General features: G+C 58.6%; 22 protein-coding genes. 16 read left to right on the forward strand and 6 right to left on the reverse strand.

The window, feature by feature from the left end:
• The coding region (locus Q8L89_00005; GenBank protein MDP1707452.1) for a YbaB/EbfC family nucleoid-associated protein at positions 1–306 on the forward strand (306 nt) is incomplete at its 5' end.
• Between the two features lie 109 nt (positions 307–415).
• Entirely contained in the window at positions 416–1012 is a 597-nt protein-coding gene (gene recR / locus Q8L89_00010) for a recombination mediator RecR (GenBank protein MDP1707453.1), read from the forward strand.
• Between the two features lie 22 nt (positions 1013–1034).
• Here recR and dapE read toward each other — a convergent pair whose 3' ends face one another.
• Genes dapE through dapC form a run of 4 tightly spaced genes read right to left on the reverse strand, consistent with a single transcriptional unit; the run spans position 1035 to position 4561 of the window.
• Positions 1035–2162, reverse strand: coding sequence for a succinyl-diaminopimelate desuccinylase (gene dapE / locus Q8L89_00015; GenBank protein ID MDP1707454.1), 1128 nt, complete (start codon positions 2160–2162; stop codon positions 1035–1037).
• A complete protein-coding gene (locus Q8L89_00020) occupies positions 2162–2515 on the reverse strand; it encodes an ArsC family reductase (GenBank protein ID MDP1707455.1) in 354 nt (117 codons plus the stop codon). Before Q8L89_00020 ends, dapE begins: the two co-directional genes overlap by 1 nt.
• Positions 2516–3340, reverse strand: coding sequence for a 2,3,4,5-tetrahydropyridine-2,6-dicarboxylate N-succinyltransferase (dapD, locus tag Q8L89_00025; GenBank protein MDP1707456.1), 825 nt, complete (start codon positions 3338–3340; stop codon positions 2516–2518).
• Positions 3341–3364: 24 nt separating this feature from the next.
• Positions 3365–4561, reverse strand: coding sequence for a succinyldiaminopimelate transaminase (gene dapC / locus Q8L89_00030; protein ID MDP1707457.1), 1197 nt, complete (start codon positions 4559–4561; stop codon positions 3365–3367).
• Between the two features lie 132 nt (positions 4562–4693).
• Here dapC and Q8L89_00035 point away from each other — a divergent pair, with 132 nt between their 5' ends.
• Positions 4694–5590, forward strand: a complete 897-nt coding sequence (locus Q8L89_00035; GenBank protein MDP1707458.1) for a DMT family transporter — start codon at positions 4694–4696, stop codon at positions 5588–5590.
• Between the two features lie 29 nt (positions 5591–5619).
• On the opposite strand, the gene glnD is transcribed toward Q8L89_00035, so the two are convergent.
• Positions 5620–8289, reverse strand: coding sequence for a [protein-PII] uridylyltransferase (gene glnD, locus Q8L89_00040; protein MDP1707459.1), 2670 nt, complete (start codon positions 8287–8289; stop codon positions 5620–5622).
• Between the two features lie 6 nt (positions 8290–8295).
• On the reverse strand, positions 8296–9063 hold the full coding sequence (gene map / locus Q8L89_00045) for a type I methionyl aminopeptidase (GenBank protein ID MDP1707460.1): 768 nt from the start codon (positions 9061–9063) through the stop codon (positions 8296–8298).
• Positions 9064–9213: 150 nt separating this feature from the next.
• Here map and rpsB point away from each other — a divergent pair, with 150 nt between their 5' ends.
• From rpsB to lpxA, 13 genes are all read left to right on the forward strand, one after another.
• A complete protein-coding gene (gene rpsB, locus Q8L89_00050; protein MDP1707461.1) occupies positions 9214–10128 on the forward strand; it encodes a 30S ribosomal protein S2 in 915 nt (304 codons plus the stop codon).
• Positions 10129–10172: 44 nt separating this feature from the next.
• Complete coding sequence (gene tsf / locus Q8L89_00055; GenBank protein MDP1707462.1) at positions 10173–11057, forward strand: translation elongation factor Ts; 885 nt, start codon at positions 10173–10175, stop codon at positions 11055–11057.
• 3 nt (positions 11058–11060) lie between these two features.
• Positions 11061–11801 (forward strand): UMP kinase, encoded by a 741-nt coding sequence (gene pyrH, locus Q8L89_00060; GenBank protein ID MDP1707463.1) that lies wholly within the window; start codon positions 11061–11063, stop codon positions 11799–11801.
• Positions 11791–12348, forward strand: a complete 558-nt coding sequence (gene frr, locus Q8L89_00065; protein ID MDP1707464.1) for a ribosome recycling factor — start codon at positions 11791–11793, stop codon at positions 12346–12348. The genes pyrH and frr overlap by 11 nt, the downstream gene beginning before the upstream one ends.
• Before the next feature lie 94 nt (positions 12349–12442).
• Positions 12443–13255: an isoprenyl transferase gene (locus Q8L89_00070; protein ID MDP1707465.1), complete on the forward strand. Its 813-nt coding sequence runs from the start codon at positions 12443–12445 to the stop codon at positions 13253–13255.
• On the forward strand, positions 13248–14057 hold the full coding sequence (locus tag Q8L89_00075) for a phosphatidate cytidylyltransferase (GenBank protein ID MDP1707466.1): 810 nt from the start codon (positions 13248–13250) through the stop codon (positions 14055–14057). The genes Q8L89_00070 and Q8L89_00075 overlap by 8 nt, the downstream gene beginning before the upstream one ends.
• A complete protein-coding gene (gene ispC / locus Q8L89_00080) occupies positions 14054–15265 on the forward strand; it encodes a 1-deoxy-D-xylulose-5-phosphate reductoisomerase (GenBank protein MDP1707467.1) in 1212 nt (403 codons plus the stop codon). Before Q8L89_00075 ends, ispC begins: the two co-directional genes overlap by 4 nt.
• The gene (rseP, locus tag Q8L89_00085) at positions 15262–16623 is read left to right on the forward strand and encodes an RIP metalloprotease RseP (protein ID MDP1707468.1); all 1362 of its coding nucleotides are present in this window, start codon (positions 15262–15264) and stop codon (positions 16621–16623) included. Before ispC ends, rseP begins: the two co-directional genes overlap by 4 nt.
• Before the next feature lie 43 nt (positions 16624–16666).
• Positions 16667–18952 carry an outer membrane protein assembly factor BamA gene (gene bamA / locus Q8L89_00090; GenBank protein MDP1707469.1) on the forward strand — a complete coding sequence of 762 codons (2286 nt, stop codon included), beginning with the start codon at positions 16667–16669 and terminating at the stop codon, positions 18950–18952.
• Between the two features lie 15 nt (positions 18953–18967).
• Positions 18968–19519 carry an OmpH family outer membrane protein gene (locus Q8L89_00095; protein ID MDP1707470.1) on the forward strand — a complete coding sequence of 184 codons (552 nt, stop codon included), beginning with the start codon at positions 18968–18970 and terminating at the stop codon, positions 19517–19519.
• 12 nt (positions 19520–19531) lie between these two features.
• Complete coding sequence (lpxD, locus tag Q8L89_00100) at positions 19532–20581, forward strand: UDP-3-O-(3-hydroxymyristoyl)glucosamine N-acyltransferase (protein ID MDP1707471.1); 1050 nt, start codon at positions 19532–19534, stop codon at positions 20579–20581.
• On the forward strand, positions 20578–21021 hold the full coding sequence (gene fabZ / locus Q8L89_00105) for a 3-hydroxyacyl-ACP dehydratase FabZ (protein MDP1707472.1): 444 nt from the start codon (positions 20578–20580) through the stop codon (positions 21019–21021). Before lpxD ends, fabZ begins: the two co-directional genes overlap by 4 nt.
• A gap of 14 nt (positions 21022–21035) precedes the next feature.
• On the forward strand, positions 21036–21806 hold the full coding sequence (gene lpxA / locus Q8L89_00110) for an acyl-ACP--UDP-N-acetylglucosamine O-acyltransferase (protein ID MDP1707473.1): 771 nt from the start codon (positions 21036–21038) through the stop codon (positions 21804–21806).
• The last annotated feature ends 46 nt before the right edge of the window (positions 21807–21852 follow it).

The raw sequence follows: 21852 nt of genomic DNA on the forward strand, positions 1-21852 counted from the left end.
GGTCTGATGAAGCAGGCCCAGCAGATGCAAGACAACATGAAGAAGATGCAGGAGCAACTGGCCTCGGTGGAAGTGGAAGGCCAGGCAGGCGCCGGCATGGTGAAAGTCGTCATGACCTGCCGCCATGACGTCAAGCGCGTCAGCATCGACGACAGCTTGATGACTGAAGACAAGGAAATGCTGGAAGACCTGCTGGCTGCGGCGGTCAACGATGCCGTGCGCCGCGTGGAGCAGACCAGCCAGGAAAAGATGTCGGGCTTTACCAGCGGCCTGAACCTGCCGCCGGGCTTCAAGCTGCCGTTTTAAAGGCTCGTGAAATGTGAAGCGTGAAGCGTGAAGCGTGAAGCGTTAATATCCTTTACCCTTCACAGCGCGGCGCAGCGGAGCGGCTTCACTTTTCACATTTCACTCAAAAATGAAAACCCCTTCCAGTCTCGACCATCTCATCGAAGCCCTGCGCTGCCTGCCGGGTGTCGGGCCGAAATCGGCGCAACGCATGGCGTTTCATCTGCTGGAGCGTAACCGCGCCGGTGCGCGTGCACTGGCGCAGGCGCTTACAGCAGCCATGGAGAACATTCATCATTGCAAGTCGTGCCGCAGCCTGAGCGAGAGCGAGCTATGCCGCTTGTGCGCCGACTCCCGGCGTGACATCAGCCTGCTGTGTGTGGTGGAGACGCCTGCCGATGTGCTGGCGGTGGATCGTGCCACGGATTTTAAAGGGCTGTATTTTGTGCTCATGGGCCACCTGTCGCCACTAGACGGGATTGGGCCCAATGAGCTGGGTATCGACAAGCTGGCGGCACGCTTTGACGCGGGCGAGATTACGGAAGTCATACTCGCCACCAACCTGACCGTCGAGGGCGAGGCCACGGCGCATTACATCAGCGAGCTGGCGCGCGCACGCGGCATCAAGCCCACGCGCATCGCGCATGGCGTGCCCTTGGGTGGCGAGCTCGAGTACGTCGATAGCGGGACACTGTCCCATGCCTTTAGCGGCAGGCGGGAGATTTAATATCACCTCGGCGTGTATTGCCTCAGGCCAGCAACGTCTCCAGCGTGCGTTGGTATATCCTGCTCAGTGTTTCCAGTTCATCCAGCTTTACACATTCGTTGAGCTTGTGAATGCTGGCGTTGACCGGGCCGAGCTCCAGCACCTGCGCGCCAGTAGGTGCAATAAAGCGCCCATCGGAAGTGCCGCCTGAGGTGGAGATGTCAGTATCGATACCGGCGATGTCCCTGATCGCGTTGCGTGCGGCATCCACCAGTTCGCCCTTGGCGGTCAGGAACGGCTGTCCGGAAAGACGCCAGTCCAGATCGTAGCGCAGGCCTTGCTGATCCAGAACAGTGTGTACCAGTTGTTTTATGTTCTCCGGCGTAAGCTCGGTGGAGAAACGGAAATTGAAGATGACCTCCATGTCGCCGGGAATGACGTTGTCGGCACCGGTACCGGCGTGGATGTTGGATATCTGGAAGGTGGTGGGTGGGAAAAATTCATTGCCCTGATCCCACTGCACGGCGCACAGCTCAGCCAGCGCGGCGGCAAACAAGTGCACCGGGTTGGCGGCCAGGTGTGGGTAGGCGACGTGGCCCTGCGTACCGTGCACGATGAGTTTGCCGGTAAGTGATCCGCGGCGGCCATTCTTGATGGTGTCGCCAACGCGGCTTACGCAGGTAGGTTCGCCAATCAGGCACCAGTCTATTTTTTCGTTGCGCGCCTCCAGCTGCTCGACTACCTTGACCGTACCATTGACGCTGGGACCCTCCTCGTCGCTGGTGATGAGGAAGGCAAGCGAGCCCCGGTGTGTGGGATGAGTCTGCACGAAGCGTTCAACCGCAGTCACCATCGCGGCAATGCTGCCCTTCATGTCGGCCGTACCTCTGCCGTATAGATAACCGTCGCGCTCAGTGGGTATAAAAGGGTCGGAGTGCCATTGATCGAGCGGGCCTGTGGGTACCACGTCGGTGTGTCCGGCAAAGGCAAACAGCGGTGCTGTATTGCCGCGCCGTGCCCACAGGTTGTCCACGTCGCCGTAATGCAAATGTTCGATTTCAAAGCCCAGCGGCTGCAGACGTTGCGCGATCAGCGCCTGGCAGCCGGCATCTTCCGGTGTGAGCGAGCGGCGGGCGATCAGGTCTTGTAACAGTTCCAGTGTGGCAGACATCAGCGTTTCTTCCCCAGCAGATGTTGATAATCGCTTTCTGTGAAGCCAGCGTGGTATTTCCTGTCCGCGACTAACACCGGGCGCTTGATGACGGCGGGATGAGACAGCATCAGGCGTCGGGCCTTGCTCGCGGTGACACCGGTTTTATCCTGCTCCGGTAACTTGCGCCAGGTCATGCCGCTTTTGTTGAGCAGTGTTTCCCAGCCCAGCTTGTCAATCAGCGCTTTCAGGGTGGCCGCATCCAGGCCGTCCTTGCGGAAGTCGTGGAACTGGTAATCCACACCGTGCTGCTCCAGCCAGGTACGTGCCTTTTTCACGGTGGAGCAATTGCTGATGCCGTATAGCGTGGTCATTTAAATATCCCGCAACAACTCGTTGATGCCGACTTTGCTGCGGGTCTTGGCGTCAACCTGTTTTACGATGACCGCGCAGTACAGACTGTAGCTGCCGTCCTTGGAGGGCAGGTTACCGGAGACTACCACTGATCCTGCCGGGATGCGGCCATAGCTGACTTCACCGGTCATGCGGTTGAATATCCTGGTGCTTTGGCCGATGTAAACGCCCATCGATATCACCGAGCCTTCCTCGACGATCACACCCTCGACCACTTCGGAGCGGGCGCCAATGAAGCAATTGTCTTCGATGATCGTCGGCCCGGCCTGCACCGGCTCCAGCACGCCGCCGATGCCGACGCCGCCGGAGAGGTGCACATTCTTGCCGATCTGGGCGCAGGAGCCTACGGTGGCCCAGGTGTCGACCATGGTGCCGGAGTCGACATAGGCGCCGATATTGACGTAGGAGGGCATGAGCACCACGCCCGGTGCAATGTAGCAACCCTTGCGCGCCATCGCGGGCGGCACCACGCGCACACCGCTTTGCTTGAAGCGGGCGTCGTCATAACTGCTGAATTTGCCGGGAACCTTGTCGTAGTAAGCGCTGTAGGCACCCTGGATAAAGCGGTTCTCCTCCACCCGAAACGACAATAGCACAGCCTTCTTCAGCCACTGGTTGACAGTCCAGCCGCCATCAGACTGTTTCTGCGCCACACGCAGCGTGCCGGCATCCAGCTGCTCGAGCGTCTCCTGAATAGCCTGCTTGAGGCGTGCGTCCGCATTTTGCGGCGTGATTTCGGCGCGTCTTTCAAAGCCCTGCTCGATGATTTCCTGTGTGCTGCTCATGGTGTTGTCTTCTCCACTATCAAGTTACAAACTGCGAATAAAATCAGACAGCCTGTGTGCGGCTTCGATGCATTCCTGTTCTTCTGCCACCAATGCGATGCGTACATGGTTCTGGCCGGGATTGTTGCCGTGCGCCTTGCGTGACAGGAAGCTGCCGGGTAATACGGTTACGTTATGGTGGGCGTAGAGTTCGCGGGTGAAGGCCTGGTCGTCAATGGGCGTGGGCAGCCAGAGGCAAAATCCACCTGCAGGCTGCGGTACGTCGATGACAGGCGCCAGTACGTCGATCACGGCGTCTATTTTCTTGCGGTATAGCTTGCGATTTTCCGTGACGTGTTTCTCGTCGCGCCAGGCCTTGATACTCGCGGCCTGGACATAAAGCGGCATGGCGCAGCCGTGATAGGTGCGGTAGAGCAGGAATTTTTCGATGATGCGGGCGTCACCCGCTACAAACCCAGAGCGCATGCCGGCGACGCTGGAGCGCTTGGACAGACTGTGAAACACGATGCAATGGCGATAATCATCGCGTCCCATGCGGGCGGCGGTCTCAAGCAGGCCGGGGGGCGGCTGATCTTCGTGAGTATAGATTTCCGAGTAGCATTCGTCAGCGGCAATCACGAAATCATATTTGTCGGCGAGCAGAATCAGTTGCTCCAGCGCCGCGGTACCCAGCACTGCACCGGTAGGATTGCCGGGGGAGCAGATGTAGATCAGCTGGCACTGTTTCCATGCGGATGCCGGTACGGCGTCAAAATTGGGCAGCAGGCCGGTCTGTGGCGTGGTATTCATGAACCAGGGCTGCGCGCCTGCAAGCAGCGCTGCACCTTCATAGATCTGGTAGAACGGGTTGGGCATCAGCACCAGCGGTCTGGGTTGACGATCGATGACACATTGGGCGAGCGCAAACAGCGCCTCGCGGGTGCCATTCACCGGCAGGATGTGGCGCTCGGCATCCAGCGGGCATGCCTGCAGATGAAAGCGCTGTGTCAGCCAGTCGGCGATGGCTTGTCGCAGCGCCTGTGTACCGCGAGTCGTGGGGTAGCTGGAAAGGCTGGACAGCTGAGCCTTGATTTCAGTGGCGATGAAGGCAGGCGGCTTGTGCTTGGGCTCGCCCATGGACATCACGATGGGCGTCTTGCCGTGCGGCTGGCTAGCGTCGCCCATAAGCTGGTTCAAGCGCTCGAAGGGGTAGGGTAGCAGCGTGGACAGATCAGGGTTCATGAAGGATATCGGGCCGGTGCATGCAGTTCATATGCTGTAGTATAAAGTACCCCCATGACCCAGCGCCACGTATCATGTGTCGCGTGACGCAGGTGATGACCTTTTCAGCCCCAGCTGCAGGAAGTCTGCCCGATGGTTCACGCCATAGTAGCCCGCCGCGCGTTGTCCACTTTGCCTGTAGCAGCACTATTACTGGGTGCGACACTCTGGGGCGTGCTCTGGTACCCACTACGCTGGTTTGAGGAGAGCGGCCTCACGGGCTTGTGGGTGAGTCTGATCATGAATGCCGCCGCCCTGGGTTCATGCCTTCCCTTGCTCATACGCCAGCGTCGTGAGATTGCGCGCGCGCCTGTTGTGCAGCTGCTGCTTCTCATGCTGGCCGCCGGGTTTTGCAATACTGCGTTCATCCTCGCCGTGATCGACGGTACTGTGGTCAGAGTGCTGCTGCTGTTTTATCTCGCACCGGTATGGGCGTCGCTGCTGGGTTGGTGGCTGTTACGGGAAAGCTTGTCAGTCACGGCATGGATTACGCTGGTGATGGCCATGAGCGGTGCCTTGATCATGTTGTGGGATACCAGTCTCGGATGGCCCTGGCCACAACAGTCAGCTGACTGGCTGGCGCTGGCATCGGGTGTCGCCTTTGCGGTATCGAATGTGCTGGTGCGCAAAATGGCGGATGTACCGGTGACGGTGAAGACCATGGCAGCCTGGGTCGGGGGCGTGGTGCTGGCCATCGCGTGGATAGGCTATGCCGGTACGCCAGTCCCTGCAGTCGAACCGGTGATGTTTGCACTGGCGGCGGCGCTGGGGATATTAGGAATCACGCTTATGACACTGGCGGTGCAATACGGTGTGAGTCACATGCCAGTGCACCGTTCGGCGGTCATTCTGCTGTTTGAGGTGGTTGTAGGTGCGGTGTCTGCTGCCTGGCTCGCGCATGAAATTCTGACGGCACAGGAATGGGCGGGTGGTTTGCTGATTGTTGTGGCGGCGTGGCTATCCGCACATGGCGCCCGGCAGGAGGGCTAGCATCTTCGCGGCACTGCTTTAAGCCTGGGTCAGGCCTGGTTTTTGAGGGGCTGGTCGATGCTGTGCAACAGTGCTTGCTGAAGCTGCCACTGCTGCTCCGGGGACAATGGCTGATTGTGTGCGTCAGTAATGAAAAAAATATCTTCGGCTCGTGCGCCCAAGGTGGCGATCTTGGCATTTTGCAGTTGTACGCCGGCCGCCATGAGCGCGTGACCAATAGCGGAGAGCAAACCCGGGCGGTCGGCGCTGATAACCTCAAGTACAGTGCGCCGGTTGCGTGTGTCATCGGTGAAGGTGATTTGTGTCGGTACCTTGAAGTGCCTGACATGACGGCGTACCCGGCGTGTCACCGGGCCGGTTTCCCCTTGTGCCAGTGTGTGTTCCAGAAAGGTGACGATTTCATGCATGCGCTGTGGCGTGAGGGCGGACTCGCCTGATTCCTCGAGAATATGAAAGGTATCCAGCGTGTAGCCGGTGTGCGCAGTAACAATGCGGGCGCCGACGATAGATAACGCCATCTGATCGAGCGCGGCCGTAGTCAGGGCAAACAGGTTTTTCTGGTCGCGGGTGTAAATGAACAGTTCTGTGCCCCGTTGTGCGCTGTGGCGAATACGCACCAGTGGCTGATTGCCGGCAGTGGCGCCAACGACGGCTGCGGTATGCCAGACGATTTCATCCGCCTCGTGCCGCAGGAAATAATCATCGTCCAGCGCATCCCAGAAAAGGGTGATGGCGTGGTCATCTACTGACTCTGCATGCAGCAGCGCCCGGGCTTCGGCCTGGGTGGTACGGATGCGCTCGGTCTGATCGATGGGGGCGCCCAGCCCGCGCCGCAGCAAGGCTGCCGTTGCAAGGTAGAGCTCGCTCAGCAGCGCCCCCTTCCAGCTGTTCCAGAGAGTGGAGTTGGTGGCGCGAATGTCGGCCACTGTCAGCAGATACAGGTAGTCGAGATGAGTATTATCACAGACGGCTGAGGCGAAGTGGGCAATGACCTCGGGATCCTGGATATCCTCGCGTTGTGCAGTGCGCGAGAGCACCAGATGGTGCCTGACCAGCCAGGCCACAATGCGTGCGTCATGGGCGCTCATGCCGTGATGCAGGCAGAAGCCAAGGGCGTCTTCAGCGCCCAGTGTGGAGTGGTCGCCGCCACGACCCTTGGCGATGTCATGAAACAGGCCGGCCAGATAGAGAATCTCGGGTTTCGGCAGGCGCTGGAATATCTCGCTGCATAATGGAAATTCCTGGGAAAATTCCGGTAGCGAGAAGCGCCGCAGGTTACGTAACAGGAACAGCGTGTGCTCGTCTACCGTATAGACGTGAAACAGGTCGTATTGCATCTGGCCTTCAACTGCGCCAAAGCTGGGGATGTAGGCGCCGAGAACGCCATAACGATGCATGCGTCGCAGCTCACGCATGATGCCCTGGGGTTGGCGCAACAACTCCATGAACAGCATGCGGCAGCGCAGGTCGGCCCTGAAGGCTTGGTCTATCAGGTAGCGGTGATCCCGTATCAGACGGATGGTGGAGGCGCGTACGCCCTTGAGCTTGGGCTGCTGCGCCAGCAGCAGGAAAATCTCCAGCAGGGCGAACGGGTAGCGACGGAACACGTCGGGGTGTACGACTTCAATGACGTCATTGCGGAGGTGGAAGCGTTTATTGATGGGCCTGATCTCGGCGCTGTGGGTGGCGGCATACAGGAGGCTTTCCTGAAAATGCTGTAATAGCATTTCGTTTAGTCGGCCCAGCTCCATGGCTGCAAGGTAGTAGCGCTTCATGAGTTGTTCGACGGCAAGGCGATGGCCCTCGTCGTGGTAGCCGAATTGCGTGGCCAGCGTGCCCTGGTAGTCGAACAGCAGGCGGTCTTCGCAGCGTCCGGTGAGGAGGTGGAGCGCAAAACGGATGCGCCATAAAAACTCCCTGCCCTCACGCAGCAGGGTGTGTTCGCTTTCGGTGAGAAAGCCGTGAGTAACGAGGTCATGCAGGTGGTTGCTGCCGAAATGACGCAAGGTAATCCAGCTGATGGTCTGGATGTCACGCAGTCCGCCCGGGCCTTCCTTGATGTTGGGCTCAAGGTTGTAAGCCGTGTCGTGATATTTGTGATGCCGCCGCCTCTGCTCGTCGTACTTGGCCTGGAAAAATTCGGGGGTTGGCCAGATGGCGTGTGTGGCGATAGCGCTGCGCAGGTCATCGAACAGCGCGGGTGGCCCTGTGAGCAGGCGTGCCTCCATCAGGCTGGTCATGATGGTCACGTCCCGCGCTGCCTCATGTGCGCACTGTTCGACGGTGCGGACACTGTGTGCCAGGGCGAGGCCGGTATCCCACAGCAACTGGGTGAATTGCTCGATTGCCCTGCGGGCGGGCTCAGCAGGCGCACCCTCCAGCAGGATCAGGAGATCAATATCTGAACCCGGGTGCAGTTCTCCGCGCCCATAGCCACCAACAGCAATCAGGCCTGCCGAGGCAGGGAGTGGAGATGCCTGTGTCTGCCATACTCGCAGCAGTACCCGATCGATAAAGGCCGCACGTGCCCGCACCAGTTGGGTGACAGGCAGGTTGGCCTCGAAGCCCTGACGCAAGCTGGCGTCGTGCTGTGCCAGCAGCGCACGCAGTGTGGACGCTACAGGCTCGGCGTCCGCCAGTGCCCGTTCCAGCGCGGCACTGTCAAGGAGGGCGCTGTGAGTTGCCGTGAGCAGGCTCATGGGTTATCAGAGGGTGTCGTCGGGTCGCCGGGTAAGCACTTCGTGGCCCGTATCAGTGACGAGCAGGGTGTGTTCCCACTGGGCCGAAAGGCTGTGATCCTTGGTGACCACGGTCCACTGATCCGGCAGCAGTTTTACGTGGCGTTTGCCGGCATTGATCATGGGCTCGATGGTGAAGGTCATGCCCGGCTCCAGTATCATGCCGGTGCCGGGTAGCCCATAGTGCAACACCTGCGGCTCTTCATGGAATACCCGGCCAATGCCGTGGCCGCAATACTCGCGTACCACGGAGCAGTGGTTGGCTTCGGCATGGCGCTGGATGGCATGGCCGATGTCACCCAGACGCACGCCAGGCCTGACCATCTCAATGCCGATACACATGCCTTCGTAGCTTACACGTGTCACCCGCCTGGCGATGACGGAGGGCTCGCCAACAAAGAACATCTTGCTGGTGTCGCCATGGTAATCGTCCTTGATGACGGTGATGTCGATGTTGACGATATCTCCGTCCTTCAGCACCCGGTCACCCGGTATCCCGTGGCAGACCTGGTGGTTGACCGAGGTGCAGATGGACTTGGGAAAGCCATGGTAGTTGAGCGGTGCCGGGGTGGCCTGCTGCACGTTGACGATATAGTCGTGGCACAGGCGGTCGAGTTCGCCGGTGCTAATACCGGGCCGGACGTGGGGGCGGATCATATGCAGCACATCGGCGGCCAGCCGGCCTGCGATACGCATCTTTTCGATTTCGCCAGTTGTTTTGATGGTGACGGTCATAGGGTTTCTGGTACAATAACCGCGCTTTAACAGCAGCAGTACACTACACACATGTGCCACTACCCGAACAGCGGGGTGCCAACTGGTGATAGCCAGGGGTTCGCTGCCGGGGCGCATGGAGGACTAACCCAACAATGAGGAGTATACAACATGGCTAATGTGACCATGCGTCAAATGCTGGAGGCCGGCGTGCATTTCGGTCATCAGACCCGTTACTGGAACCCGAAGATGGCACCGTACATTTTCGGCCAGCGCAACAAGATACACATCATCAACCTTGAAGCCACCCTGCCGTTATACAACGACGCGATGAACTATATCAGTCGCATGGCGGCAAACCGCGGCACCATCCTGTTCGTGGCAACCAAACGTGCAGCACAGGAAATCATCGCCGAGGAGGCCAAGCGTTGCGGTATGCCATATGTAGACCAGCGCTGGCTCGGTGGCATGCTCACCAACTTCAAGACCGTACGTCAGTCCATCAAGCGTCTCAAGGATCTGGAATTGATGGCCCAGGACGGCAGCTTTGATCGCATCAACAAGAAGGAAGCTCTGCTGCTCACGCGTGAGCGCGACAAGCTGGAACGCGCCCTGGGCGGCATCAAGGATATGGATCATATCCCTGATGCCCTGTTTGTGATCGACGTAGGCAACGAAAAAATCTCCGTGCGCGAGGCTGGCAAGCTGGGTATTCCGGTGATCGGCATCGTGGACAGTAATAATGATCCGGACGGTGTCGATTACATGGTGCCCGGAAATGACGATGCCATTCGCGCCATCCAGCTGTATGCGCGTGGTGCCGCTGATGCCATTCTGGAAGGGCGTAGCTCAGTGCAGGCATTCACTGCCTCCACGGATGAGTTCGTGGAGCTGAGCGAAACCGGTGCCCCTGCCGTGAAGACGGCAGAAGCAGCCAAGAAGCCTGTCCGCACAGCTGCGAAGAAGCCGGTCAGGAAGGCGGCCGCGGCATCGACCAAGGAAGGCGAGGGTACGGCCACGACAGCAGCGGCGCGTAAAAAGCCCGTAACAAAGTCAAAGGCTGCTACTTCAGCCAAGGCCAAGTAAGGCGTCCCGACGTCATAACGGTAGATTACGAGAGGACAGTCATAATGGAAATTACAGCCGCACTCGTCAAGGAACTACGCGAGCGCACCAGCTCTGGCATGATGGAGTGCAAGCGGGCGCTGGTCGAGGCCAAGGGTGATATTGATGCGGCCGCAGAGGCGATGCGCAAGAGTGGTCTTGCCAAGGCCGACAAGCGGGCAGGCAAGATTGCCGCCGAGGGCGTTATCGTGATCGAGGCCGATACCACCGGCAAGCATGTCGCGATGATAGAGGTGAACTGCGAGACGGACTTCGTCTCGCGCGGGGAGGAGTTGAGGGGGTTTGCGCAAGCCGTGGCGCAGCGTGTATTGAAGAGTCACCCGGCGGACCTGGATGCGTTGTTGGCATTGCCACTGAGAGACGGTGACAGCGCCGACATCAACACCGTGCGCCAAGGGCTGGTTGCCAAGATCGGCGAGAATATCGGTGTGCGGCGCAGTGTCCGCCTTGCAACAACTGGTCAAATCGGCGTCTATCTGCATGGCAGTCGCATCGGTGTGCTGGTGGAGGTTGAAGGTGGGGACGAGGTACTGGCCAAGGATATCGCCATGCATATTGCAGCCGCCAAACCCGTCTGTGTTTCGTCTGACGAAGTGGCGCCCGACTTGATCGCCAAAGAAAGGGAAATCTTTGCCGCGCAGGCCGCAGACAGTGGCAAACCTGCCGCCATCATTGAGAAAATGGTGGATGGGCGCATCAAGAAGTTTATAGGCGAGATTACCCTGCTGGGTCAGCCATTCGTGAAGAATCCTGATTTCACGGTGGAGACTTTGCTCGGGCAGGCAAAGGCCAGGGTACTCGGATTCCAGCGTTTTGAGGTGGGCGAAGGTATTGAAAAGAAAGCCGACGACTTTGTCGCCGAGGTGATGGCGCAAGCACGGGGAGGCTAACACATGTCTTTTGCCGCCCCGAAACCTGCCTATCAGCGCATCCTGCTAAAGCTGAGTGGTGAGGCGCTGATGGGAGGTGCCGACTATGGTATCGATCCCGCGGTGCTTATACGTGTGGCCGATGAGGTGCGTGCAGTAGTCGAGTTGGGTGTGCAGGTAGCACTGGTTATTGGCGGCGGCAATATTTTTCGCGGTGCAGGCTTGGCTGCAAGCGGCATGGATCGGGTCACGGCAGACCAGATGGGCATGCTTGCCACTGTTATCAATGCCCTGGCGATGCAGGATGCGCTGGAGCAGCGTGGTATGCAGGTGCGCGTAATGTCGGCACTCAAGATGCACCAGATTTGTGAAGATTACATCCGCCGTCGTGCGGTACGTCATCTTGAGAAAGGCCGTGTGGTCATACTTGCCGCCGGCACGGGCAATCCGTTTTTCACCACAGACTCCGCCGCCAGCCTCCGTGGCGTCGAACTCAGTGTCAATCTGGTACTCAAGGCCACCAAGGTTGATGGTGTGTATTCCGCAGATCCGCTCAAGCATGCTGACGCGCAGTACTACAAGCGTCTCAGCTACGACGAGGTGATTGAGCGCAAGCTGATGGTGATGGATGTCACGGCGATTGTCTTGTGCCGCGACTACGCCATGCCGTTGTGTGTATTCAACATGAACAAGCCCGGTGCGCTAATGCGCATAGTGCTGGGCGAAGACGAGGGGACACTGGTGGGGGCGACCCATGTTGAATGACATTATCAATCAATCCACGGTGCGCATGCAGAAGAGCATTGATGCATTGAAGCAGGCATTTTCAAAGATACGCAGTGGACGTGCGCATCCCAGTCTGCTGGATCATGTGCGCGTGCCCTACTATGGCAATGAAGTACCACTGAGTCAGGTGGCGAGCATCAGTGTGGCAGATGCACGCCTGCTGGTGGTGACGCCGTGGGAAAAGCAGATGGCGGCCGCTATCGAAAAGGCCATACTTACATCTGATCTGGGTTTGAACCCAGCTGCTGCGGGGGCCGTGATCCGGGTGCCGTTGCCGGCACTGACCGAAGAACGCCGGCGTGATATGCAGAAAGTGGTTAGAGCCGAGGCCGAGACGGCACGTGTGGCGGTGCGAAACGTGCGCCGCGATGCCAATGCTGAGGCCAAGCTGCTGCTTAAGGAGAAAAATATTTCTCAGGACGAAGAGCGGCACGCGGAAGAAGATACGCAAAAACTTACCGACAAATATATTGCTGAAATTGACAAGCTGTTGGCAGCAAAAGAGAAGGAATTGATGGAGGTTTAATGCTGTAGCTAATAACGAGTGACGAGCAATAACCTTGTAAGGTTACCTCGTAAGGTTACCTCACTGCTCGACATCCGCTGCTAGCCATTATTCAATGAACCTGAAATCCACTAATCCTGTTCAATCAGCGCGCACGTCTGATTCATTCCCACGCCACGTCGCCATTATCATGGATGGCAATGGCCGCTGGGCACGCTCGCGCATGCTGCCGCGCAGTGCCGGTCACAAGGCGGGCACAGATGCAGTCGATGCGGTGATCCGTACCTGCGTGCACCGGGGTATAGGCATACTTACCCTGTTTGCCTTCAGCAGCGAAAACTGGTCACGCCCCAAGACCGAAGTCACTCAATTACTCGATTTATTCCTGCGCGCTCTGCAAAACCGGATGCAGGAACTGCACCGCAACAGTATACGCCTGCAAGTCATTGGCGAACGCTCGGCGTTTTCGGAAAAACTGCAGCAGCAGATCACCGCTGCCGAACAGTTGACCTGCGACAACACAGGCCTTGTCCTCAACATCGCCGCCAATTACGGCGGACGCTGGGATATCACCCAGGCTGCACGCGCATTGGCGCGTAAGGTCGAGCGCGGCGAACTGCGCGCCGATGCCATTGACGATGCGCAGCTGGCTTCGCAGCTGTCGCTGGCCGGCATGCCGGAACCTGATCTGTTCATTCGCACGGGTGATGAACAACGGATCAGTAATTTTCTGCTCTGGCAGTTGGCTTACACGGAGTTGTACTTCACCGATGTGTTGTGGCCCGACTTCAACGCAGTGGAATTCGAAACGGCGCTGACCGCCTATGCGCAGCGCCAACGGCGCTTTGGGCGGGTGAGCGAGGCTGAAGCGGAAGTGGAGGCGGTTGCCCCGTCACTGACGCAGGAGCAGCAGGTTAGAGGTGCTTAAGATACGTCTGTTGACTGCGGCGGTGCTGATCCCTCTGGTCATCTGGGGCGTGCTGGCACTGCCCACACCCTATTTTTCCGTGTTGGTGGCGCTGATTATGGCGCAGGCCGCCTGGGAGTGGTCTGCCTTGGCCGGTATCACTCAGATCCGCGGGCGCGCCCTTTATATAGGCTTGCTGCTGTTGACGTTATGGGGAATCAGCACCGCGGCGCCCGCCGGAGTGCTGATAGCGGCAGTCGCGGGTTGGTGTTTGGCGGCGGTGACAGAACTGCGTCACCCTGCCGGTGTGGCGCTGCTGTCGCGCCACAATGTCGCCGCCGTGGCGGGACTCTGGGTACTGGCGCCAGCCTGGCTTGCCGTGACGCACCTGCACGCATTGCCTGCGCAAGGCCCATACTGGGTGCTGTTCCTGATGGCCTTGATATGGTCAGCCGATGGCGCGGCCTATTTCGCCGGCAGACGTTGGGGCAAGACCCGGCTCGCGCCCAGCATCAGCCCGGGCAAGACTTGGGCTGGGGTCTGGGGTGCGCTGGCAGCGACACTGCTCATTGCACCCATTGCCGGAATCGTCGCCGGGCTGGCTCGGCCGCAGCTGACATGGTTTATTGTGCTCTGTCTGGGGACAGTGGTATTTTCCATTGTTGGCGATCTCTTTGAAAGCATCTACAAGCGGATACGGGGAGTGAAGGACAGCGGTCGCCTGCTGCCCGGTCACGGCGGAATGCTGGATCGCATCGACAGCTTGACGGCGGCGGCGCCTGTGTTCGTGCTGGGTGTGTGGCTGCTCGGAGGCGTGCAATGACAGGCGTCACAATACTGGGTGCCACGGGCTCTATCGGCGTGAACACGCTCGACGTGCTCGCGCGTCATCCGGATCGGTTCGAAGTGATGGCGCTCACGGCCCGCAATTCGGTGGATACACTTTATACACAGTGCTTGACGCACCGGCCGCGGTATGCGGTGATGGCCGAACCCGCAGCGGCGGAGCAACTGCGTGTGCGGCTGCGGAGTGAGGCACCGGAGATCGAGGTGCTGAGCGGGCAGGCGGGTCTGGAGACCGTGGCTGCATTGCCGGAGGTGGACACGGTGATGGCGGCGATTGTAGGCGCAGCCGGGTTGCTGCCTACGCTGGCCGCAGTGCGTGCGGGCAAGCGTGTGTTGCTGGCCAACAAAGAGGCACTGGTGATGGCGGGCAAGCTATTTATGGATGCGGTACGCACGCACGATGTGCAGCTGTTGCCGATAGACAGCGAACACAACGCCGTGTTTCAGTGCCTGCCGCATGACTTTCGCGGCGACCTGCGGCAAGCGGGCGTGCGGCGCATTGTGTTGACCGCCTCCGGCGGGCCGTTTCGCACTACTCCGCTGGAGCAACTGCCATATGTCACACCAGCACAGGCCTGTGCCCACCCGAACTGGGTGATGGGACGCAAGATTTCAGTCGATTCAGCCACCATGATGAACAAGGGACTGGAGGTGATTGAGGCCTGCTGGTTGTTCAACGCCACGCTGGATCAGGTCGACGTGGTGTTGCATCCGCAGAGCATGCTGCATTCCCTGGTCGAGTATGTGGACGGGTCGCTGCTGGCGGAACTGGGTAGCCCCGATATGCGTACGCCGATCACCCATGCACTGGGGTGGCCGGAGCGCCTCGCCTCGCCCGCGCCAGCCCTGAGCCTGCTGGATGCACGACTTGATTTTGCCCCGATTGACCATGCGCGCTTTCCGTGTTTGCAGCTGGCGTATCAGGCGCATGCCTGCGGCGGCACGGCAAGCGTGACGCTGAATGCCGCCAACGAGGTGGCGGTAGCGGCCTTCCTCGATGGACACCTGTCCTTTACCGGCATCCCCGAGGTGATTGAACGTACCCTTGCGAGCAGGCCGGTGCGCGCGGCGGCATCGCTCGAGGTAATACTGGAAGACGATGCCGCCGCGCGTATACAGGCGCTGCAACATGTACGGGGCTGCACCTCTCGCGGCGGATCATTGGCGGCACGGAGCGGCGCATGAGTTCGATCCTGTGGTCAACACTGGCCTTTCTCATCACCCTCGGCATCCTGATCACGGTGCACGAGTTCGGGCATTTCTGGGTGGCGCGGCGACTGGGGGTAAAGGTACTGCGCTTCTCCATAGGCTTCGGCAAGGCATTGTGGATGCGGCGCGGCAAGGACGGGACGGAATACGCCGTGGCGATACTGCCGCTGGGGGGCTATGTGCGCATGCTCGACGAGCGTGAGGCCGAGGTGCCGAGCGCGGACTTGCCGCAGGCCTTTAACCGCCAACCACTGGCCGCGCGCAGCGCCATCATACTTGCGGGTCCGCTGTTCAATTTTGCCTTTGCCATCCTGGCCTACTGGTTGATGTTCGTGATCGGTGTCAGCGGTGTGCGGCCCATCATAGGCGCGGTGATTGAGCCCTCGGTAGCCCAGCAGGCGGGACTACAGTCGGGGGATACGGTGCTTGAGGTGGCGGGTGATCTAACCCCTACATGGAGTACGGTGCAACTTGCCATGCTGGACAAGGCGCTGGACCGTGAACGGATAGTGTTGACGGTGCAAGGCCAGGACGGGCAACGGCGTATACATGCACTTGATCTCAGTGCGGTCAATGAACCTGACCGTGGCGATCTTCTGGAGCAGCTTGGGGTGCGGCCTTTGCGCCCATCAGTGCCTGCCGTGCTCGGGCGGGTGTTGCCAGAGGGTGCGGCTGCCCGTGCCGGCCTGCAGGCAGGCGACCGCTTGCTGAGTGCGGATGACCAGCCATTGGCAGACTGGGATGCCTGGGCTGGATATGTGCGCAGCCACGCCAACACGCCCATCAGACTGGCAGTTGAGCGCGGGGGCGTGGCTTTACAAATGGAGATAACACCGGAAGCGAAACCATCGCCCGACGGGATCATCGGCCGCATTGAGGCAGGCCCGGAGCCGCTCCAGGGCCTGCCGCCGGAGTTGCGCGCCGAGCAACGCTACGGCGTTCTGGATGGATTGGTCAAGGCCGTGCGGCATACGGGGGAGATGAGTCTGCTGACCTTGCGCCTGCTGGCCAAGATGGTGATGGGGCAGGCCTCCCTGGAGAATATCAGCGGGCCCATCGGCATCGCCCAGTATGCCGGCTACTCGGCGAGCGACGGGTTCGCGCCCTTCCTGCGCTTCCTGGCCCTGGTCAGCGTCAGTCTCGGCGTTCTCAACCTTTTGCCGGTACCGATACTGGATGGCGGCCATTTGATGTATCATTTGGCAGAGGCGGTGAAAGGTAGCCCAGTATCCCCAAAGGTTCAATACATTGGGCAGCAATTGGGTATCGCTCTGCTGCTCGGACTCATGGTGCTGGCTTTTTATAATGATCTGACGCGCCTGCTTGGTCTGTAAGCCGTACACCAAGCGGGTGACGTTGAGTAATAATGGGTGCGTGATGTGTAAACTATTGCGGATAGGGCTGTTGGGGTTGTGGTGCTTGGTCGCCGTACCGGCGTGGGCGATGGAGCCCTTCACGGTGCAGGATATCCGACTCGAAGGTTTGCAGCGCATCGCGGCCGGCACAGTGTTCAATTACCTGCCGGTGAAGGTGGGTGAAACCATGGATGATACGCACGCCAGCGAGGCCATACGCGCCCTGTTCCAGACCGGCTTCTTCAGTGATGTGCGGCTGGAGCGTGAAGGTGATGTGCTGGTCGTGTTCGTCACCGAGCGGCCTGCCATTTCCAGCATCAAGATCACAGGCAATAAAGACATAGACACCGATCAGCTGATCAAGGCGCTGAAGGAGCAGGGCCTGGGCGACGGCCTGACCTTTGACCGGGCATTGCTGGACCGGGCCGAGCAGGAACTCAGGCGCCAGTATTTCAGCCGTGGCAAATACGGTGTAGAGATTTCTGCCACCGCCACACCGCTGGAGCGCAATCGTGTCGGCATTGCGATTGATATCTCGGAGGGTCGTGCAGCGCGTATACGTGAGATCAATATCATCGGCAATGACACCTTTGACGATGAGGATCTGCTGGCTGATTTCCAGTCGGGGATTACGGGCACGTTTTCCTTTTACACCGGGGACGATCAATACTCGAAGCAGAAGCTGTCTGCTGACCTGGAGACCCTGCGCTCCTTCTATCTGGATCGGGGCTATATCAATTTCTCCATCAGTTCTACGCAGGTATCCATTACCCCGGACAAGAAAGATATTTACATCACCATCAATGTGGTCGAGGGTGATAAATTTACGGTAAAAGACGTCAAGCTCGCGGGTGATCTGGTGTTGTCGGAGGCGGAGCTGGGGGCGCTGGTGACGGTGAAGCCGGGTGAAATATTCTCACGTAAAAGTGCAACCGATACCACCACCAAACTGATTGAGCGGCTGGGTGATGAGGGCTATGCCTTTGCCAATGTCAATGCCATTCCGGAGATTGACCAGACAGACAGACAGGTGGGGCTGACCTTTTTTGTGGATCCTGGCAAGCGGGTATATGTGCGGCGTATTAATGTGGCCGGTAATACCAAGACGCGTGATGAAGTGTTGCGGCGCGAGATGCGGCAGCTGGAAAGTGCATGGATATCGACCGAGAAGGTCAAGCGCTCGCGCGTGCGCCTGGACAAGCTCAGCTACTTCGAGGAGGTGAATGTGGAGACGCCGGCAGTCCCCGGCACAACCGACCAGGTAGACGTGAATTTCACGGTGGTTGAGAAGCCTTCCGGAAATCTGCTTGCAGGTCTGGGTTTTTCACAGAGCCAGGGTATCATTTTCAATACCAGCATCAAACAGGACAACTTCCTCGGCAGCGGCAAGCACGTGAGCGCAGCCTTCAATAACAGTCGGGTTAATACGGTGTATAGTTTCGCCTATACCAATCCGTACCATACGCCCGATGGCATCAGCCGCGGCTTTAGCCTTTTTTACAGAACGACGGATGCGAGCAACGCCAACATATCCAATTACAGCACCGACGTTCAAGGTGCTTTTGTCAACTACGGTATTCCACTGAACGAATACGACAGCGTGCGCTTGAGCGCGGGCTACGAGGGCACCAGCATACAAACAGGCACCCAAACGCCCACGGAATATACCGACTTCCTCGATGCCGCCGGCCGGGAAGAGTTTGCTACAATAAAACTGACCGGAGGGTGGTCGCACGACACACGCAATCGCGCTGTTTTTGCCGATGAAGGCATGTTTCAAAATCTGAGTGCCGAGGTGACTGCACCGGGCACCAATCTGGAATTTTATAAAGTCAGATACCGGCACCTGTTGCTGTACCCGCTGGCGAAATACTGGACCCTGTCACTGAATGGTGATGTTGGTTATGGTAAAAGCTTTGGTGATACTCCGGAGCTCCCGTTTTTTGAGAATTTTTTTGCGGGAGGGAGCCGTTCAGTGCGTGGCTTCAAGGATAATACACTTGGCCCCAGGGGCTCTAATGACCGGCCACTGGGCGGAAACCTAAAGGTGGTGGGAAATGCAGAGGTATTTTTTCCAGTGCCATTTGTCAGGGATAGCAAGTCGGTTCGTTTGAGTTTTTTTGTAGACATAGGAAATGTTTACGGTGATGAGGGTTTTGAGGCAAGTGAACTGCGCTACTCAAGCGGTTTGTCTGCAGTGTGGCTGTCGCCACTGGGTCCCTTGACCGTCAGTGTCGCGAAACCATTAAATAGCGGTCCGGAAGATGATGAACAGAGCTTCCAGTTTACACTGGGCTCACTTTTTTAACTCAGGAGCAGGCATTTGAAAAGATATGCAATGATTGCAGTTGCGGTGATGCTGGTCTGGACTGGAGCGGCCTCCGCAGCCGAGCTCAAGCTTGGGTTTGTCAATGCGGCCAAGATACTGGAAGAGGCCCCGCAGGCGGATGCCGCACGCAACAAGCTGGAAAAAGAATTTTCCGCACGCAACAAAAAGCTGATTGATGGCCAGAAGGAACTCAAGACCCTGGAAGACAAGGTCAGCAAGGACGCGGCGGTAATGAGCGATGTCGAGCGTGCCAAGGCTGAGCGTAATATCAACGCCTTGCGGCGTGACATGAAGCGTGAACAGGACGAGGCGCGCGAGGATTTCAATATTCGTCGCAATGAAGAGTTCTCAAAACTGCAGAAACTGGTGTATGACGCCATCGTGGCATTGGCCAAGCAGGAGAGCTACGATCTGATCATAGGCGATGGCGCAATCTATTCGAGCGAGCGTATTGATATCACCGACAAGGTAATGGCGCGCCTCAAGGCGGCGCCGCTGGAGGCAGGCAAGAACGGCGGCCCACAAACTGCCGTACCCAAGCAGTAATGGTGGTGCTCAGTGGGTCGCATCCTCGCTGAGATCGCCCGCCATATTGGTGCCGAAGTCCGGGGTGATGCGGACTGCGTCATTCATGGGCTCGCACCGCTGGAGCGTGCAACATCAGGGGAGCTGAGCTATCTTGCAGGTAGTGGGCGCTATCGCAAATTTCTGTCCCACACCCGCGCCTCTGCGGTTATTCTTTCGGCACAGAATGCCCCTCACTGCCCGGTCGCTGTACTGATCGTACCTGATCCAGAGCTGGCCTATGCGCGTGCCGCCACCCTGCTGACAGCACAGCCTGGAAGGCAGGGTGTACACCCTTCGGCCTGGGTTAGTCCGCAGGCACGCGTTGATGAGAGCGCCTGGGTGGGTCCGCAGTGTGTCATCGAGGCTGGCGTATCGCTGGGCTCCAATGTCCAGCTGGGTCCGGGCTGTGTGGTCGAGGCCGGTGTCAGCATAGGCGCGGATTCCCGCCTGGTGGCACAGGTTACCGTCTGCCATGGCAGCATCATTGGCCGCCGCGTTCTGATTCACCCAGGAGCTGTGGTCGGCAGTGACGGATTTGGCCTGGCCAACGATCATGGGGTCTGGATCAAGATCCCACAGCTCGGACGTGTGCGGATAGGTGATGATGTCGAGATCGGCGCCAATACCACCATTGATCGCGGCGCACTTGACGATACCGTCATAGGTGAGGGTGTCAAGCTGGATAATCAGATACAGGTGGCGCACAACGTCCATATTGGCGCACATACGGCAATTGCGGGGTGCGTGGGGATTGCCGGCAGTGCACGCATTGGCCAGCGTTGCCGTATCGGTGGTGGCGTAGGGATTGCCGGTCATCTGGAAATCGCAGATGATGTAACGGTTACCGGTATGTCGCTGGTGAGCAAATCCATACGCACGTCTGGCGTCTATTCCTCCAGCGTCCCTGCCGAGCCAGTAGCAGCCTGGAACAAGAATCTTGCGCGCCTGCGGCGACTGGAGCAGCTTAGCAAGCGCCTGAGCGCGCTGGAGGGCATGCCTGTCGAGTGCAGCAGTAATACTAAAAAAAAGGGATACACATGAGTGGTATGGATATTCACGAAGTGCTGCAATACTTGCCGCATCGCTATCCCTTTCTTCTGATCGATCGTGTCCTTGAGTGTACGCCTGGTGAGTCACTGACGGCGGTCAAGAATGTCACCGTCAATGAGCCGTATTTCCAGGGCCACTTTCCGCATCGGCCGGTAATGCCGGGCGTGATGATACTTGAGGCCATGGCGCAAGCCACGGGCATCCTGGCATTTCGCACCACCCAGACACGCCCCAGTGAACACCTGCTCTACTACCTGGTGGGTATCGATGATGCGCGCTTCAAGCAGCCTGTAGAACCGGGCGATCAGCTGATTATCGAGGTGCGTACGGAGCGCAACATGCGTGGCCTGTGGAAATTTTCCGCCGAGGCGAAGGTGGAGGGCAAGCTGGTGGCAAATGCCAACCTGATGTGCGCCCGCAAGGAAGTCTGACGGTGGAGAAGGCCATGGTTGATGCGCGCGCCGTTGTCGAGCCTGGCGCAAAACTTGCCCCTGGTGTGAGTATAGGCGCCTATTCCATAATCGGCCCGCAGGTCGAGATCGGTGCTGGTACATGGATCGGGCCGCACGTGGTCGTCACAGGACGTACCCATATTGGATGCAATAACCGGATATTTCAATTCGCTTCGCTCGGCGAGGAACCGCAGGACAAAAAGTATTCCGGCGAAGATACCTTACTCACAATCGGTGATCGCAATGTCATACGTGAGCACTGCACCATGAGTCGCGGCACAGGCCAGGGTGGCGGCATTACGCAGGTAGGGAATGACAACTGGATCATGGCCTACGTGCACATTGCGCATGACTGCGCAGTGGGTCACCAAACCATCTTCGCCAATTCGGCGTCGCTTGCCGGGCATGTGACGGTAGGAGATTATGCAATACTGGGCGGATTTACACTGGTGCACCAGTTCTGCGCCATTGGCGCACACAGTTTTTGCGGCATGGGCAGTGTTATTTCCAAGGATATTCCGCCCTATACCATGGTTTCCGGCAATATGGCGCGTGCCCACGGCCTTAATAGCGAGGGGCTTAAGCGTCGCGGCTTCAGTGCTGACACCCTGCGCCATCTGCGCGAGGCGTACAAAATACTCTATAAATCCAAGCTCACAGTAGTCCAGGCGCTTGTGCGACTTAAAGAGATGCAACACGAGTGCTCCGAGGTGGGTGTGCTGGTGGCCTTTCTGGAGCGCGTGACGCGCGGAATAGTAAGATGACAGAAAATAGACATAAGAGAAAATCGGAATGGAGAAGGGGCGCTAC

Source organism: Gammaproteobacteria bacterium (assembly GCA_030680605.1).
Lineage (GTDB): Bacteria > Pseudomonadota > Gammaproteobacteria > SURF-13 > SURF-13 > JAQBXX01.